Genomic DNA, 13,872 nt, shown 5'->3' on the forward strand with positions numbered 1-13,872 from the left:
GGCCGGGCAGCGATCGACTGAGTCCGGGCCGGACCGTTTGGTTCCGGCCCCGGCCGCAGATTTTCGGCATGTTCCGAGTGAATTTGCCAGAACCCCCGAACTCGCCGCGGACGTTCAGTAGCGTCTGTGTCGCCGCCGGTACGCGCCCCACCGCGCGCACGGCGGCTGGGAGGGGAGCCCGCGTGCCCGGAATCGATGAGTGTCTGCTCGAGGTGATGGCGGTACCCGGTGCCCGGGGAGCCGCGCTGGTCGACTGGAGCAGCGGGCTCGCACTGGGCACCATCGGCGAGTCGCCGGTCGGCGACCACGAGACCACGGCGGCCGAGACCGCCGAACTGGCCCGCGCCGCCGCCGAGTACGAGTCCTTCTCGGCCGGCGACCCCGGAGAGGCGGACGCCCCCGGCGGCGCCCCGCCGGTCGAGGACGTGATCGTCAGCACCCGCAGCGGCTACCACGTCCTGCGGTTCGTGGAGACCAGCTTCGACAGCAGCGTCTTCCTCCACCTGTGGCTGGACCGCACCTCGGGCAACCTGGCCCTGGCCCGGATCCGGATGCGCGACCTCGCCGGGCGGCTGGTGCTGGGATGAGTCTGCACACCGCGGGCACCCACGCGGCCGCGATCACCGTCTCCCCGATGCTCCAGAGACTCGCCGACGAGAGAGCCACCGGCGCGCTGCTGCGCGACGGCGGCACCCTCTTCCTCGAGGACGGCCGGATCGTCCACGCCGAGAGCCCCGCCACGCCCGGCATCGACGTGCTGCTCACCGCGGGCGGGCGGCTGCCCAAGGAGGGCTGGCAGGAGGCCGTGGACCGGGCCGGGGCGCGTCGCCAGGTCGGCCGCTTCCTGGTGGAGAGCGGCCGGCTGGCCGACGGCGAGCTGGAGATCTGCCACCTCGGCGCGGTCTTCGACGCCGCCTTCTTCGCCCTGGCCCCCGGCAGCGGGCCGTCCCGCTTCCGGCGCGGCGCCACCCACTGGATCGGCTCCGTCCGCTCCGTCTCGGCCAGCGCCGTCGAGCGGGAGACGGTGCGCCGCCGGGAGCTCCTGGACACCGTCTGGCCCTACCCGGCCCTCGACACCGCGCCCGTGGTGCCCCGGCAGGCGGCCCCCGGCCAGACCGTCACCCCCCGCCAGCGGGCCCTCCTGGACGCGGCCGACGGCGTGCGCACCCCCGCCGCGCTGTCCTGGCTGCTGGGCCGCCCCGCCTTCCACACCCTCCTGGAAGTGCGCCGGCTCGCCGCCACGGGCCTGGTCGAGACGCCGTACGACCCCCAACCCCCACCTCCTTCATCCCTCCCCGGATGGGTAACGCAGGTCGCCTCCCCGGACGTCGCCCTGCTCCGTCGGCTCCGTGACGCCCTGGAGGCAACCCTGTGACCGCCCCTTCGCCCGGCACCGTCGGCCAGGCCCCGTGTTCGCCGTCATGAGGCTCCCGATGCGACAGCGCGCCGAGAGGAGACAGCATGAAAGGAGACAGCTCTTGACGGCAGAGCCAGAAGTGCTCGGTGAACTGCGGCGGTTGCGGGCCCGGCTGCCCCAGCTGACCGGAGCGCTCGCCGCCAGCGTGGACGGACTCGTCCTCGCCCAGGAAACGCCCGCCATCGAGGCCGAGGGAGTCGCCGCGCTGACCGCGGCCGCCCTCGGCGTCGCCCAGCGGCTCACCGACGCCACCGGCCAGGGCGACTTCCGCGAGCTGCTGGTGCGCGGCGCCGACGGGTACGTCGCCACCTACGCGGCGGGCGGCTCGGCGGTCCTCACCCTGCTCGCCGAACCGCGGATCAACGTCGGCCGCCTGCACCTCGAAGCGCGCCGGTCCAGCGCGCGGATAGGCGAACTGGTCGACGGGGCGCTGGCCCGCCGCGACCCCTGAACTCCGCACCGCCCGCAGGACGCAGGACCCGTCCGCACCGGACCCGCAGTGCCCGATCCACCCGATCAAGTCCCACGTCGCGCGGCACGTCACGTGCCGGGGCACGTGTCAATCAAAGGAAGTGCGTAGCTCATGGCGAACACCGAAGCCGCCCTCAAGGAAGCCACCACCACCATCGACGGCGCCATCGGCGCCGCCCTCGTCGACTACACCAGCGGCATGGCCCTGGGCACGATCGGCGGCGGCAAGGACCTCGACCTCTCGGTCGCCGCCGCGGGCAACACCGACGTGATCCGCGCCAAGGTCCGCACCATGGAGATGCTCGGCCTCAAGGACGAGATCGAGGACGTGCTGATCACCCTCGGCGGCCAGTACCACCTGATCCGGCTGCTCAAGAGCCGGGGGCACGACGGCCTCTTCCTCTATCTGGCCCTGGACAAGGAACGCGCGAACCTCGCCATGGCCCGCCACCAGTTGCGGAAGATCGAGGCCGAGCTGGAGGTCTGACCGCCGCCCGGGCCCGTCCGACGGGCGGGGGACGGTCGCGGGGGCCGGCGCCGAGGAGGGCGCCGGCCCCCGCGTCATGCCCGGGGCGCGGTCAGCGGGCCCCGAACACCTGCGTCCAGTAGGGGCCCCCGCCGGAGTGGATGCCGATCCCGATCTCCTTGAAGGAGCAGTTGAGGATGTTCGCCCGGTGGCCGGAGCTGTTCATCCAGGCGTCCATCACGTCCGCGGCGGTCCGCTGGCCCATCGCGATGTTCTCGCCGTACGTCGACCAGCGGTAGCCGGCCGCCGTGATGCGGTCGCCCGGATTCTTGCCGTCCGGGTTGGTGTGGTCGAAGAAGTTCCGCGCCGCCATGTCGTCCGAGTGCCCCTGGGCGGCCTTGGTCAACAGGGAGTTGGAGGTCAGCGGTCCGCAACCGGCCTTGGCGCGCTCGGCGTTGACCAGGTCGATCACCTTGCGGGCGGTACCGGAGCCGGAGCTGGAACCGGAGGTGCCGCCGGAGGACCTGGAGGGCCGGGGCTTGGGGGCGGGGGTGCGCGGGGCGGGCGCCTTGGTGCTCGGCGTGGCCTTCGGCGTGGGGGCGGCGCTGCTCTTCGCGGGGCTCGGGCTGGGCGCGGCGGAGGAGGCGCTGGGCGAGGGGGTGGCGGGAGCCGAGGGCTCCTCGCTGGTGAGGCTGCTGGCCGGGGCCGCCTGGGCGCGGGGGGAGTCCGCCTGGTCCACGGTGTCCTGCCGGGGCCCGGAGGCGAAGTAGAAGACCCCGCCGCCCAGCGCCACCACCGCCACGCCCGCGGCCACCGCGGTCCGCCGGCGGCGTCCGCGGGCCTGCCGGCGCCGCTCGCCGCGGCCGCCCGCGCTCGCCCCCGGGCCGCCGGGCCCGGCACCGTACGAGGACCCGGGCCCGGCACCGTACGACGGCATGGACGCGGTGGCCGGTCCGGAAGGCATCGCGCCCGGGGCGGCGGCGAGGCCGAAGCCCGCGCCGTCCCGCACCCCGGCGAGCAGCAGCGCCGACGGCGGGACCAGCAGCAGCCCGGCGAGCAGTCCCTCGGCGGGAACCAGGCCGTGCCACAGGCCGGAGCAGTGCGCGCAGGCCCGGGCGTGCCGGGCTATTCGCTTGCGCCACAGCGCGGAGGGCCGGCCGTCCCAGACGCCGGTCTCGGCGGCCAGCCTGGGGCACAGCGGGTTCTCCGCGAGCGCCCGGACCACCACGCGGGAGGCGTCCAGCTGTGCCTTCATGCGCTGCACCCGCACGGCGGTGTGCTGCGGGGACAGCTCGAGGGCGGCGGCGACCTCGTGCCGGGTCAGCTCCCCGGCGCACTCCAGCCACCACAGGGACAGCAGGGCGCTGTCCTCGGGCTCCATCCACCGGGTCGCCTCGGCGGTCTCGCGCCGCTGTCCGGAGAGGTTGAGCCGGACGACCGTGAGGTCCACGAAGTCGGCGCCCGGGTCGGCCAGCTCCCGGGCCTCGTCCAGCGGCCCGGAGCCGAAGCCGGCCTGCTGGGTGTGCCAGTGGCTGCGGATGACGTTCATCGCGATGGCCACGAGCCAGGAGCGGAAGCTGTCGGGGGAGCGCAGCGTGCCGAGCCCGTCCAGGGCCCGCAGCATGGTCTCCTGCACCACGTCGTCCACGTCGTGGTGGCCGTTCATGGCACGGCCCACGATGTTGTAGACCAGCGGCAGGTAGGCGGCGATCAGCTCGTCCTGCGCCCGCAGGTCTCCGCTCTGCGCCGATCTGACCAGCTCTGTCCCGATCTTGTCGCTCATATCCCGATCCACCCTGCCTGTCCCGGCCGTTCGTCGATGCCCAACACATGGGAGACGGCCGGGCGCCCGCCCGATAACGGAAACCGCGGAAATTGCCGCTCCGTTTTTCTCCGCCGCACATCCGCCGGCCCCGGCCCGCGACGGGCGCGTCCCGACCGGGCGGCCGACACGCTACCCCGGGCCGGGCCCGGCCCACAGCCCCGGGCCCCTCGTCGCCGAGGGGCCCGGAGGTCCCGTGGGGGGTCCGGGGCGCCGGGCCACGGCCCGGCGCGGTAGGGGAAACCGCAGGTCAGGCGGGCAGCTTCCGCGGTTCGGGGACGGCGGTGTCCGCGGCCTCGGGCGCCGCCGTCCCGTGCTCGTCCAGCAGGGTCCGCTCGTCGAAGGGCAGCCGGCCGGCCAGCACCTCGGCCGCCCGGGCCCGGTCGAACTCCTTGGTCCAGGTGCCGACCAGCACGGTCGCCACGGCATTGCCCGCGAAGTTGGTCAGCGCCCGGGCCTCGCTCATGAAGCGGTCGATGCCGACGATCAGCCCGACCCCGTCGACCAGCTCCGGGCGGTGCGACTGGAGCCCGCCGGCCAGCGTGGCCAGCCCGGCCCCGGTGACCCCGGCCGCGCCCTTGGAGGCGATCACCATGAAGACCAGCAGCGAGAACTGCTCCCCGAGCGAGAGCGGGTCGTCCATCGCCTCGGCCACGAAGAGCGAGGCCATCGTCAGGTAGATCGCGGTGCCGTCCAGGTTGAAGGAGTAGCCGGTGGGCACCGTGATGCCGGTCACCGGCCTGGAGACGCCCAGGTGCTCCATCTTCGCGATCAGCCGCGGCAGCGCAGACTCCGAGGAGGAGGTGGACAGGATCAGCAGGAACTCCCGGCCCAGGTACTTCAGCAGGGCGAAGACGCTGATCCCGGCCACCAGCCGCAGCAGGGTCCCCAGCACCACGAAGACGAAGAGCAGGCAGGTCGTGTAGAAGCCGAACATGATCACGCCCAGCGACTTCAGGGCGTCCACCCCGGTGGCGCCGACCACGGCCGCCATGGCGCCGAAGGCACCCACCGGCGCCGCCCACATGATCATCGCCAGCACCCGGAACACCAGCCGCTGGACGTGCCCGACGCCGCGCAGCACCGGCTCGCCCGCCGGGCCCAGCGCCTGCAGCGCGAACCCGCACAGCAGCGCCACCAGCAGCGTCTGCAGCACCTCGCCCCCGGTGAAGGCCGACACCATCGTCGTCGGGATGATCCCGAGCAGGAACTCCTGCGTCGACTCCGCCCCGCCGGCCTTCGCCTGCGCCTCGCCGGCGCTGCGCACCGCCTCGGTCAGGTGCAGTCCGCTGCCCGGCTCCAGCAGGTTGCCCACCAGCAGGCCGATGGCCAGCGCGACCGTGGACATCACCATGAAGTAGCCGAGGGCCAGCCCGCCGACGGCGCCGACCTTGGCCGCCTTGCGGACCGAGCCCACGCCCAGCACGATCGTGCAGAAGATGATCGGGGAGATCATCATCTTGATCAGGTTCACGAAACCGGTGCCCAGCGGCTTCAGCTCCACCGCCACCCCGGGCGCGGCCAGCCCGGTCACGATGCCCAGCAGGACCGCGCCGATCACCGCCAGGTAGAGGAAGTGGGTACGGTCCCGGCGGGGTCGGTCCCCGCCGGCCCGCTGCTGCGGGGTGTCGTCCGGCTTGACGGCCACGGTCTCTCCTTCGATCGCACATCTGCCGACCGGCCCGCCCGTGGGATCCGGCGGGGGGTCCCGGTGACTATCGCCTCCCGTTGTGACCGCGGTCACCCTTGCGTTCATTTCGTTCACCGGCCGGGGCAGACTGACCGCCATGTTCCGCATCCCGCGCCCGCGCAGCCTCGCCGGCCAGCTGTTCGCCGTGCAGGCGGTGCTGATCGCGGTGGTGGTGGCCGGGTGCGCGGTCTACGCCTACGCCACCGCCCGCCGGCAGGCCGAGGACGCGGCCGGGCTCCAGGCCCGGGCGGTGGCCCGCGCCGTGGCCGACTCGCCCTCCGTGCACGAGGCCGTCCGGGGCCCCGACCCCTCCCGGGCGCTCCAGCCGTACGCCGAGCGGGTCCGGGCCGACTCCGGCGTGGACTTCGTCACGATCATGGACATCACCGGGGTGCGCTGGACCCACCGCGACCCCCGGCGGATCGGCGAGCGCTTCCTCGGCAACACCGGCCCCGCCCTGCACGGCCGGACCTTCAGCGAGACCTACACGGGCACCCTCGGCCCCTCGATCCGGGTGGTCACCCCCATCGAGGACGGCGGGAAGATCACCGGGCTGGTCGCCGCCGGCATCACCGTCGACGCGGTCAGCGACCGGCTCGGCCGCCGGCTCGCCCTGCTCGGCTGGGTCGCGGCCGCCGCCCTCGGTCTCGGCGGTCTGGGCACGTACGTGGTCAACGCCCGGCTGCGGCGCCACACCCACGGCATGAACGCCGCCGAGCTCAGCCGCATGTATGACTACCACGAGGCGGCCCTGCACGCCGTCCGCGAGGGGCTGCTGCTGCTCGACGGACAGCGCCGGATCTCCCTGGTCAACGACGGCGCCCGGGAGCTGCTGGGCCTGGGGCCGGGGCCGGTGCTGGGCCGCAACGTCGCCGAGCTCGGGCTGCCGGCGCCGCTGACCGGCGCCCTGCTGGCCGCCGAACCCCGGGTCGACGAGGTCCACCTGAGCGCCGAGCGGGTGCTGGTGGTCAACACCTCCCCGGTCTCCAGCGCCGGCCGCCGGGGCACCGTGGTCACCCTGCGCGACCACACCGAACTGCAGTCGCTGGCCGGTGAACTGGACCACGAACGCGGCTTCACCCAGGCCCTGCGCTCCCAGGCCCACGAGGCCGCCAACCGGCTGCACACCGTCGTCTCCCTGATCGAACTGGGCCGCACCCAGGAGGCCCTGGACTTCGCCACCGCCGAACTCGAACTCGCCCAGTCCCTCACCGACCAGGTGGTGGCCGCGGTCGGCGAGCCGGTGCTGGCGGCCCTGCTGCTCGGCAAGGCCGCCCAGGCCCACGAACGCGGCGTCGAACTGGTCGTCACACCCGGGTCGGAGGGCGAGGAGCTGACCGGGGGCGCCGGCCCGCTGCCCACCCGGGACCTGGTCACCGTCCTGGGCAACCTGGTCGACAACGCCGTCGACGCCGTGACCGGTACCCCCGGGGCGCGGGTCACGGTCACCGCCCGCACCGCCGGCGACCCGGCCGGCCTCCTGCTGGAGGTCTGCGACAACGGCCCGGGCCTGCCCGCCGGTTCCGAGGTGTTCCGCCGCGGCTGGTCGGGCAAGGGGCCCGGCCGGGGGCTGGGCCTGGCCCTGGTCCGGCAGACCGTGCACCGGCACGGCGGCACCGTGGAGGCCGGTCCGGCGGACGGCGGCGGCGCCCGCTTCACCGTCCGGCTGCCGGCGGCGACCGGAGCGCGGCCGTGACCGGCGCGGCGGAGATCAGGGTGCTGGTCGTCGAGGACGACCCGGTGGCCGCCGACGCCCACGCCCTCTACGTGAGCCGGGTCCCCGGCTTCGCCGTCGCCGGGGTCTGCCACTCCGCCGCCGAGGCCCGGCGCGCCCTGGAGCGCGGCCCGGTCGACCTGCTGCTGCTCGACCTGTACCTGCCCGACGGGCACGGCCTGCGACTGGCCCGGGGGCTGAGGGCGGCCGGCTACCCCGCGGACGTGATGGTGGTGACCTCCGCGCGGGAGCTGGCCGTGGTCCGCGAGAGCGTGGCCCTGGGCGTGGTCCAGTACGTCCTGAAGCCCTTCGTCTTCACCACCCTGCGCGACCGGCTGCTGCGGTACGCGGCCTTCCGCAGCGCCGCGGCGGACGGCGAGGCCGGCGGCCAGGACGACGTGGACCGGGCCTTCTCCGCGCTCCGCGCCCCGCAGCCGGCGGCCCTCCCCAAGGGGCTCAGTGCCCCGACCCTGGAGCGGGTCACCACCTTGCTGCGGGCCGCCGGGGAGGGGCTGACCGCCGCCGCGCTGGCCGAGAGCGCCGGGATCTCCCGGATCACCGCCCGCCGGTACCTGGAACACCTCGTCGAGACGGAGCGGGCCGCCCGCAGCCCCCAGTACGGCCAGGTCGGGCGGCCCGAGCTGCAGTACCGCTGGCGGCCGGCGCGGTAGCGGGCGGACAGCAGGGTTCCGGCCCGCCCCGCCCGGCCCCGGGCGGCGGCGCGAACCGACTGCCCCAGGCGCCTCACGAGTACCGGGGCCGGTCCGGGGTAGCGTTGGCACCAGCAATGTGCCCGTGCCTATTGGGGGTGACCGGTCGTGCCCGCCTCGAGCCGTGATGTGTTCGGTGCGCCGTGCTGGGTCAGTCTGGCGGCCCGGGACCTCCAGGCCGCGCAGGAGTTCTACGGCGCGGTCCTCGGGTGGCGGTTCCGCCCGGCCCGCCTGGGCGACGCCTTCAGCGTGGCCTTCCTCGACGGCGTCCCGGTGGCCGGTCTCGGGGCGCTCACCGAGCGGCTGGCGATCTCCGTGGCCTGGACGCCGTACTTCGCCGTGGAGGACGCCGACGTCACCGCGGCGCGCATTCGCGAACGCGGAGCCACCGTCGCGGTGGGCCCCCTCTCCTACGGCATCGGCCGGGCCGCGCTCGCCGCCGACCAGGACGGCGCGGTCTTCGGGATCTGGCAGGGCGAGGTGATCCGGGACTGGGCGGTGGGCCGCAGCCACGCCCCCGTCTGCCTGGAGCTCTCCACCCGCGACGCGTTCGCCGCGGCGATGTTCTACGGCGAGGTCCTGGAGTGGGCCGGCGACCGCAAGGGCTGCTGCGAGGTGGCCTACGAGCAGGACCAGGTGGTGCTGCGGCACGCCGGCGCGCCGGTGGCCCGGCTGCGCGGCGGCGCCGTGGAGGAGGCCCCCGACCCGCAGGTCCGGCCCCGCTGGCACGTCCACTTCCGGGTCGCGGACGTCGAGGAGGCGGTCGAGGCCGCCACCGCCCTCGGCGGCGGCGCCGTCACGCCCCTGCACACCGACGCGGCCAACCGCTGGACCACCCTCCGAGACCCGGACGGCGGCCTCTTCACGGTCACCACCCCGCGCATCACCGACTGACCGGACCGGATCCGCCCTCTGGGTGCCCGGGGTCAGTGCCCGATCACCCGCTGCCGCCACCAGTGGCGCGCGTACCAGGGCCCCCGGGCCCGGGCACCGGGGTCGTGGCGGGTGCGCCGCCGGAACTCCTCGTCCAGGGGGGCCACCAGCCCCGCCAGCTCGCGGCGCGGCCCGGCCGGCAGGCGCTCGAGCACCAGCGCCAGCCGGTCGCGGAACTCCGCCGGGTGGCAGCACGGGCAGTAGATGGAGCCCAGCTCCAGCATCCCGCCGCCCGGCTGGCGGCGGATGAAGTCGCGGTACTCCGCCAGCGCCTCGGCGGTGGCGCCGGGCCACAGGCACCGGCGCTCAGCGCGTCGCACGGCCAGGTCGGCGAGGGAGGAGAGGGCGGGCAGCAGCGGCGGCAGCGGCCGGGGGAGTGCGCCCCCGCGACGGCGGTCGGCGGCGCGCAGCGCGCCGGGCGGCTTACGCGCCATGGGCCTTTCGGCAGCGGGTCGTCATGCTCCCATGCTGCCACGCGGCGGCCGTTCCGGACCCGCGCCGGGGCGGGTGGATCCGCGGCGGTGGAGCGGTGTGGCGGGGCGGCTGGGCCGACGGGTGTGTGGGGGCAGGGCCGAACGCGCCACCTGCGGGCACGTCGGGGTGGCGCGGGGCGTGAAGATCAGCATGCTGGGCGGGTGGAGATCATTTTGCGGCCCGCCTCGGCCACCACCGTGTCCGCGCTGCCCGACGGCCCCGGCTGGTGGTACGAGCCGGAGTACGCGGGCGAGCGCATCCTGCTGCTGCGGGAGCGCCCGTCCGGAACCGACGGGGCGGGGGTGCGCCTGCTCGACGCCGCCGGGCGGAACGTCACTGCGGCCTGGCCGGAGGTCACCGGCGCCGCCGCCGGGCTGCGGCCCGGCACCGTCCTGGACGGCGCGGCCGTGTTCTGGCGGGCGGGCCGGCTGGACCCGGCCGCCGCCCGGGCCCGGGCGGCCGGGGAGGCACCGGCCCCGGACGGCCCGCCGGCCGGCTACGCCCCCTTCGACCTGCTGGCCCACCCCGACCACGGCGACGTGCGCGATCTCGGCTACGCGGAGCGCCGGCTGCTCCTGCTCGACCTGCTGGAGGACGCCGGGCCCGCGCTGCGCCCGGTACCGGCCACCGACGACCACGGCACGGCGCTGTTCTGGTACGAGTCGCTGCGCGAGCAGGGTGTGCCGGGGGTGCTGGCCAAGCCCGCGGACGCGCCGTACCGTGCCGGCGAGGGCAGCTGGCTGCGGCTGCGGCAGCCGGGCTGAGGAGCGCCGCCGCGCACATGAGGGGCGGGTCCCCCGGGCGTAATCTGGAACTGGACTCGGGGACACTCGGTTGCCCGCCGGGAGGCGGTTGGTATGGCTGCGATAGTGCGCCGGAGTTTCGACTCCCCGGATGAGACCCGCCCCTTCGAGGGCGGCATGGGACGGCTCGATGTGCTCAACAGCGACGCCGGCCAGGTGGGGCGCGCGGTCTTCGAGCCGGGCTGGCAGTGGTCCAAGCACGTCAAGCCCATCGCAGGGACCGACAGTTGCCAGTCCGCGCACACGGGCTACATGGTCCGGGGCCGGATGAAGGTCGTCATGGACGACGGCGCCGAGGAGGACTACGGCCCGGGCGACTTCATGGTCATCGCGCCCGGACACGACGCCTGGGTGGTCGGGGACGAGGCCGCGGAGGCGATCGACTGGACCGGGTACGGCGACTACGCGAAGCGGGCCTGACACGCGCAGCGGGCGCCCGGTCGGCCGGGCGCCCGCTCGCTGTCGCTCCGGAGCCGACTAGAAGGTCAGGTTCCAGGCGTCGATCTTGCCGGTGTCCTGGGAGGCGATGTCCTGCACCCGCAGCTTCCAGGTGCCGTTGGCCACCTCGGACGAGGCGTTGACCGTGTACGTCTTGATGACGTTGTCGGCGGAGTCGCTGTTGGGGAAGTCCTCCAGCAGGTAGACCGAGCCGTCCGGGGCCACCAGCGAGACGACCAGGTCGCCGCGGTAGGTGTGCTTGATGTCCACGCCGACCTTCAGCGTGGCCGGGGCGTTGCCCGTGACGCCCGAGACGGTGATCGGGCTCTCGACCGTGGCGTTGTCGTTGACGGTGACGTCGCCGGTGTTCTCGAAGTACGTGCCGGTGGGCGGGACGGTGCCGCCCACCGCCTTGAGCGCGTCGACCTGTCCCTCGCCGAAGAAGCCGTTCTTCGCCGTGGTGCCGGTGCAGCGGCTGTCCGAGGGGCAGGCGGTGTCGTTGGCCTGGGTGGACAGCGCGGTGCGGATGTCGGCCGGGGTGAAGGCCGGGTTGGCGCTGGCGATCAGCGCGGCCACGCCCGCCACGTGCGGCGAGGCCATCGAGGTACCGCTCTTGGTGCCGTACTTGCCGCCCGGGAGGGTGGAGTAGACGCCGTTGGCACCGTCGCCGCCCGGCGCGGAGACGTCGATGACGTCCTTGCCGAAGTTGGAGTACGAGGCCTTGACGTTGCCGCTGCCCATGGCCGACACCGTGACCACGCCCGGGAGTTCGGTCGGGATGTCGAGGCAGGCGTTGGTGATGGTGCGGGTCACCGGCGTCGAGTCGTTGGGGCTCTCGGTGTCGGTGGTCTTGTTGGCCAGGTCGATGTTCGAGTTGCCGGCCGCCGCGACCTGGAGCGAGCCCTTGCCCTCGGCGTAGGCCTGCGCCCGCCGGACGCCCTCGATGATGGCGGCCTGGTCGATGTTGTCGGGGCAGTTGAACTGCCACGGGTCCGTGTAGTAGCTGTTGTTGGTGACCTTGAAGCCGTGGTCACCGGCCCACATGAAGCCGCAGACGGTGTTCTCGGCGAAGAAGAGCGTGGAGCCCGGCTCCGCGATGCGCACCGAGGCGATCTTCACGCCCGGGGCGACGCCGACCACGCCCTTGCCGTTCTTGGCGGCGGCGATGGTGCCCGCCACGTGGGTGCCGTGGGTGTCCACGTCACGCCAGGCGCCGGTGCGGGCGTCCGCCTTGCCGTAGGCGCAGGAGGCCGAGTCGGCCGCGTCGAAGTTCGGCGCGATGTCCTGGTGCAGGTCGTCCACGCCGGTGTCGAGCACGCCGACCTTGACCGAGGGCGAGCCGGTGGAGACGGCCCAGGCCTGGTCGGCCTTGATCTGGGTCATGTCCCAGCGGTTGGTCTCGGTCAGCGTGGTCGCCGACTGGCTCGGCGTGGTGGGCAGCGCCGGGTTGTAGGCGTCGGCCGGGACGTCAGAGGTACGGGTCGCACCCACCTGCTGGACGCCGGAGACGCCGCGCATGGTCGCGGCGAAGGAGGACGAGGCCGAGTGCGCCACGATGACGCCGATGGCGTCGTACGAGGCGAAGACGGTGCCGCCGTTGTTGGCGACGGCGGTGCGGACCGCCGAGGTGTCGCCCGCGGCGGTGATGACGAGGTAGGCGCGGGTGCCCGCGACCCAGGCCGTACCGGCCTTGGCGGACTTCGCGGTCGTGGTGGAAGGGGCGGACTTTGCCAGGGCGCGCGGAGTGTCCGATGCCTGGGCGGCCTGGGCGACGACCGAGGGGGTCGCGAAGGCGGCGGCACTGAGCGCGGCGACGGCGACCGCGGTGCGGCGCAGTCGACGGGATATGTGGGGAGTCAAAGCGTCCTCCATGGGCCCGTCGGTGCTGGTGGCACCGGGCGGGCGGATCACTAAAGGGGTGGACGCAAGATGTCACGTACATGCCCAGTTAGGGAAGTGCCTTGTTTTCCCGTCGGGTTCGCGCCAAAGTTGATCCTTTAGGGGGCGGCTCGGGGCCCGGTGTCCCGGAGCGCGCCGGTCCGGCCGTCACGGCCGCGGCAGCCCCGCGTGCACCCGCGCCAGCAGCCCGTGCAGGACGGCCCGCTCCGCTTCGGTGAGCGGTGCCAGGACCTCGTCCCGCACCCGCACCGCCTCCCCGGTCAGTTCCGCGAGCTCCGCCCGGCCCTCCTCGGTCAAGGTCACCACCAGCCGCCGCCGGTCGGCCGGATCCCGCTCCCGCGCCACGTACCCGGAACCGGACAGTTCCTCGAGCACCTTGGCGGTGTCGCTCGGGTGGATCCCGAGCCGGTCGGCCAGGTCCCGCTGGGCGTGCGGGCCGAAGTCCGCGAGCGCGGCCAGCACCGCCATGTGCCACAGCCGCAGTCCGCGCGCGGCCAGCCGGGCGCCCAGCAGGCCCCGGGCGCTCTTGCCGGTGCGGGAGAGCAGGTAGGTCGTCAACTCGGTCAGACTCGGCGGGGATTGGCGCATGGGCGGATTGTAGGGTGAGCCCAATCGTTGGTGGACACCTATCTTCGGAGTGCGCATGGACGCCCTGCACCCCCGCCTGATGGCGGACCGGTTCGCCGAGACCTTCCGCTTCTACGACACCCTGCTGCCCGGACTGCTCGGCGCCACCCGCGCCGGGGGGACCGAGGCGGGCCCCTACGCCTCCTGGGACCTGGGCACCGAGGGGCTGCTGGCCCTCTTCGACCGGGCCGCGATGGCCGCCGCCCTCGGGGTCGAACCCCCGGCCGCCGGCGGCGCCCTGCTGGTCAGCCGGGTCGCCGACGTGGACGCGGCGCACGCCCGCTGCCTGGCCGCCGGGGCGCGCCCGGCGGCCGCCCCCGCCGACCGGCCCGACTGGGGCCCCACCCTGCGCACCGCCCACGTCCGCGACCCGGAGGGCAACCTCTGGGAACTCCAGTCGTACTGACC

Annotated in this window: 15 protein-coding genes; 10 read left to right on the plus strand and 5 right to left on the minus strand. The window is 74.5% G+C overall.

All coding sequences use genetic code 11. The features are described 5' to 3' along the window. The first annotated feature begins 182 nt into the window (after positions 1-182). From AB0O40_RS04455 to AB0O40_RS04470, 4 genes are all read left to right on the plus strand, one after another. On the plus strand, positions 183-587 hold the full coding sequence (locus tag AB0O40_RS04455; protein ID WP_365035513.1) for a hypothetical protein: 405 nt from the start codon (positions 183-185) through the stop codon (positions 585-587). Then, complete coding sequence (locus AB0O40_RS04460) at positions 584-1,375, plus strand: transcriptional regulator (RefSeq protein WP_365035515.1); 792 nt, start codon at positions 584-586, stop codon at positions 1,373-1,375. Before AB0O40_RS04455 ends, AB0O40_RS04460 begins: the two co-directional genes overlap by 4 nt. Positions 1,376-1,421: 46 nt before the next feature. Beyond that, positions 1,422-1,868, plus strand: a complete 447-nt coding sequence (locus AB0O40_RS04465) for a roadblock/LC7 domain-containing protein (protein ID WP_365035517.1) — start codon at positions 1,422-1,424, stop codon at positions 1,866-1,868. Positions 1,869-2,000: 132 nt separating this feature from the next. Continuing rightward, positions 2,001-2,375 (plus strand): hypothetical protein, encoded by a 375-nt coding sequence (locus AB0O40_RS04470; RefSeq protein WP_365035519.1) that lies wholly within the window; start codon positions 2,001-2,003, stop codon positions 2,373-2,375. Between the two features lie 91 nt (positions 2,376-2,466). Here the strand turns inward: AB0O40_RS04470 and AB0O40_RS04475 are convergent, their stop codons facing one another. Next, entirely contained in the window at positions 2,467-4,137 is a 1,671-nt protein-coding gene (locus tag AB0O40_RS04475; RefSeq protein WP_365035521.1) for a sigma-70 family RNA polymerase sigma factor, read from the minus strand. A gap of 289 nt (positions 4,138-4,426) precedes the next feature. Then, the gene (locus AB0O40_RS04480; protein WP_365035523.1) at positions 4,427-5,824 is read right to left on the minus strand and encodes a cation:dicarboxylase symporter family transporter; all 1,398 of its coding nucleotides are present in this window, start codon (positions 5,822-5,824) and stop codon (positions 4,427-4,429) included. A 139-nt stretch (positions 5,825-5,963) separates the two neighbouring features. On the opposite strand from AB0O40_RS04480, the gene AB0O40_RS04485 reads away from it, so the two are divergent. The 3 genes from AB0O40_RS04485 (at position 5,964) to AB0O40_RS04495 (ending at position 9,184) form a co-directional block, all read left to right on the plus strand. Continuing rightward, on the plus strand, positions 5,964-7,562 hold the full coding sequence (locus AB0O40_RS04485) for a sensor histidine kinase (protein ID WP_365035525.1): 1,599 nt from the start codon (positions 5,964-5,966) through the stop codon (positions 7,560-7,562). Beyond that, complete coding sequence (locus AB0O40_RS04490) at positions 7,559-8,251, plus strand: response regulator (protein WP_365035527.1); 693 nt, start codon at positions 7,559-7,561, stop codon at positions 8,249-8,251. Before AB0O40_RS04485 ends, AB0O40_RS04490 begins: the two co-directional genes overlap by 4 nt. Positions 8,252-8,398: 147 nt before the next feature. Continuing rightward, positions 8,399-9,184: a VOC family protein gene (locus tag AB0O40_RS04495; protein ID WP_365035529.1), complete on the plus strand. Its 786-nt coding sequence runs from the start codon at positions 8,399-8,401 to the stop codon at positions 9,182-9,184. A 32-nt stretch (positions 9,185-9,216) separates the two neighbouring features. Here the strand turns inward: AB0O40_RS04495 and AB0O40_RS04500 are convergent, their stop codons facing one another. Beyond that, the gene (locus AB0O40_RS04500; RefSeq protein ID WP_365035531.1) at positions 9,217-9,657 is read right to left on the minus strand and encodes a hypothetical protein; all 441 of its coding nucleotides are present in this window, start codon (positions 9,655-9,657) and stop codon (positions 9,217-9,219) included. 201 nt (positions 9,658-9,858) lie between these two features. On the opposite strand from AB0O40_RS04500, the gene AB0O40_RS04505 reads away from it, so the two are divergent. Next, positions 9,859-10,461: an ATP-dependent DNA ligase gene (locus AB0O40_RS04505; protein ID WP_365035532.1), complete on the plus strand. Its 603-nt coding sequence runs from the start codon at positions 9,859-9,861 to the stop codon at positions 10,459-10,461. Positions 10,462-10,554: 93 nt separating this feature from the next. Then, positions 10,555-10,920 carry a cupin domain-containing protein gene (locus AB0O40_RS04510; RefSeq protein ID WP_365035534.1) on the plus strand — a complete coding sequence of 122 codons (366 nt, stop codon included), beginning with the start codon at positions 10,555-10,557 and terminating at the stop codon, positions 10,918-10,920. A 57-nt stretch (positions 10,921-10,977) separates the two neighbouring features. On the opposite strand, the gene AB0O40_RS04515 is transcribed toward AB0O40_RS04510, so the two are convergent. Continuing rightward, positions 10,978-12,798 (minus strand): S8 family serine peptidase, encoded by a 1,821-nt coding sequence (locus tag AB0O40_RS04515; protein ID WP_365035536.1) that lies wholly within the window; start codon positions 12,796-12,798, stop codon positions 10,978-10,980. A gap of 186 nt (positions 12,799-12,984) precedes the next feature. Then, the gene (locus AB0O40_RS04520; protein ID WP_365035537.1) at positions 12,985-13,425 is read right to left on the minus strand and encodes a MarR family transcriptional regulator; all 441 of its coding nucleotides are present in this window, start codon (positions 13,423-13,425) and stop codon (positions 12,985-12,987) included. Positions 13,426-13,480: 55 nt separating this feature from the next. Between AB0O40_RS04520 and AB0O40_RS04525 the strand changes: the two genes are divergently transcribed. Then, complete coding sequence (locus AB0O40_RS04525) at positions 13,481-13,870, plus strand: VOC family protein (protein WP_365035539.1); 390 nt, start codon at positions 13,481-13,483, stop codon at positions 13,868-13,870. The last annotated feature ends 2 nt before the right edge of the window (positions 13,871-13,872 follow it).

The sequence above is a fragment of the Streptomyces sp. NPDC089919 genome (genome assembly GCF_040684615.1).
GTDB lineage: Bacteria > Actinomycetota > Actinomycetes > Streptomycetales > Streptomycetaceae > Streptomyces.

Bases quoted from the DNA above. Each gene is read 5' to 3' on its own strand.
- AB0O40_RS04525 (WP_365035539.1), top strand. From the start codon at position 13,481: ATGGACGCCCTGCACCCCCGCCTGATGGCGGACCGGTTCGCCGAGACC.
- AB0O40_RS04520 (WP_365035537.1), bottom strand. From the start codon at position 13,425: ATGCGCCAATCCCCGCCGAGTCTGACCGAGTTGACGACCTACCTGCTC.
- AB0O40_RS04485 (WP_365035525.1), top strand. From the start codon at position 5,964: ATGTTCCGCATCCCGCGCCCGCGCAGCCTCGCCGGCCAGCTGTTCGCC.
- AB0O40_RS04460 (WP_365035515.1), top strand. From the start codon at position 584: ATGAGTCTGCACACCGCGGGCACCCACGCGGCCGCGATCACCGTCTCC.
- AB0O40_RS04510 (WP_365035534.1), top strand. From the start codon at position 10,555: ATGGCTGCGATAGTGCGCCGGAGTTTCGACTCCCCGGATGAGACCCGC.
- AB0O40_RS04475 (WP_365035521.1), bottom strand. From the start codon at position 4,137: ATGAGCGACAAGATCGGGACAGAGCTGGTCAGATCGGCGCAGAGCGGA.
- AB0O40_RS04470 (WP_365035519.1), top strand. From the start codon at position 2,001: ATGGCGAACACCGAAGCCGCCCTCAAGGAAGCCACCACCACCATCGAC.
- AB0O40_RS04500 (WP_365035531.1), bottom strand. From the start codon at position 9,657: ATGGCGCGTAAGCCGCCCGGCGCGCTGCGCGCCGCCGACCGCCGTCGC.
- AB0O40_RS04465 (WP_365035517.1), top strand. From the start codon at position 1,422: ATGAGGCTCCCGATGCGACAGCGCGCCGAGAGGAGACAGCATGAAAGG.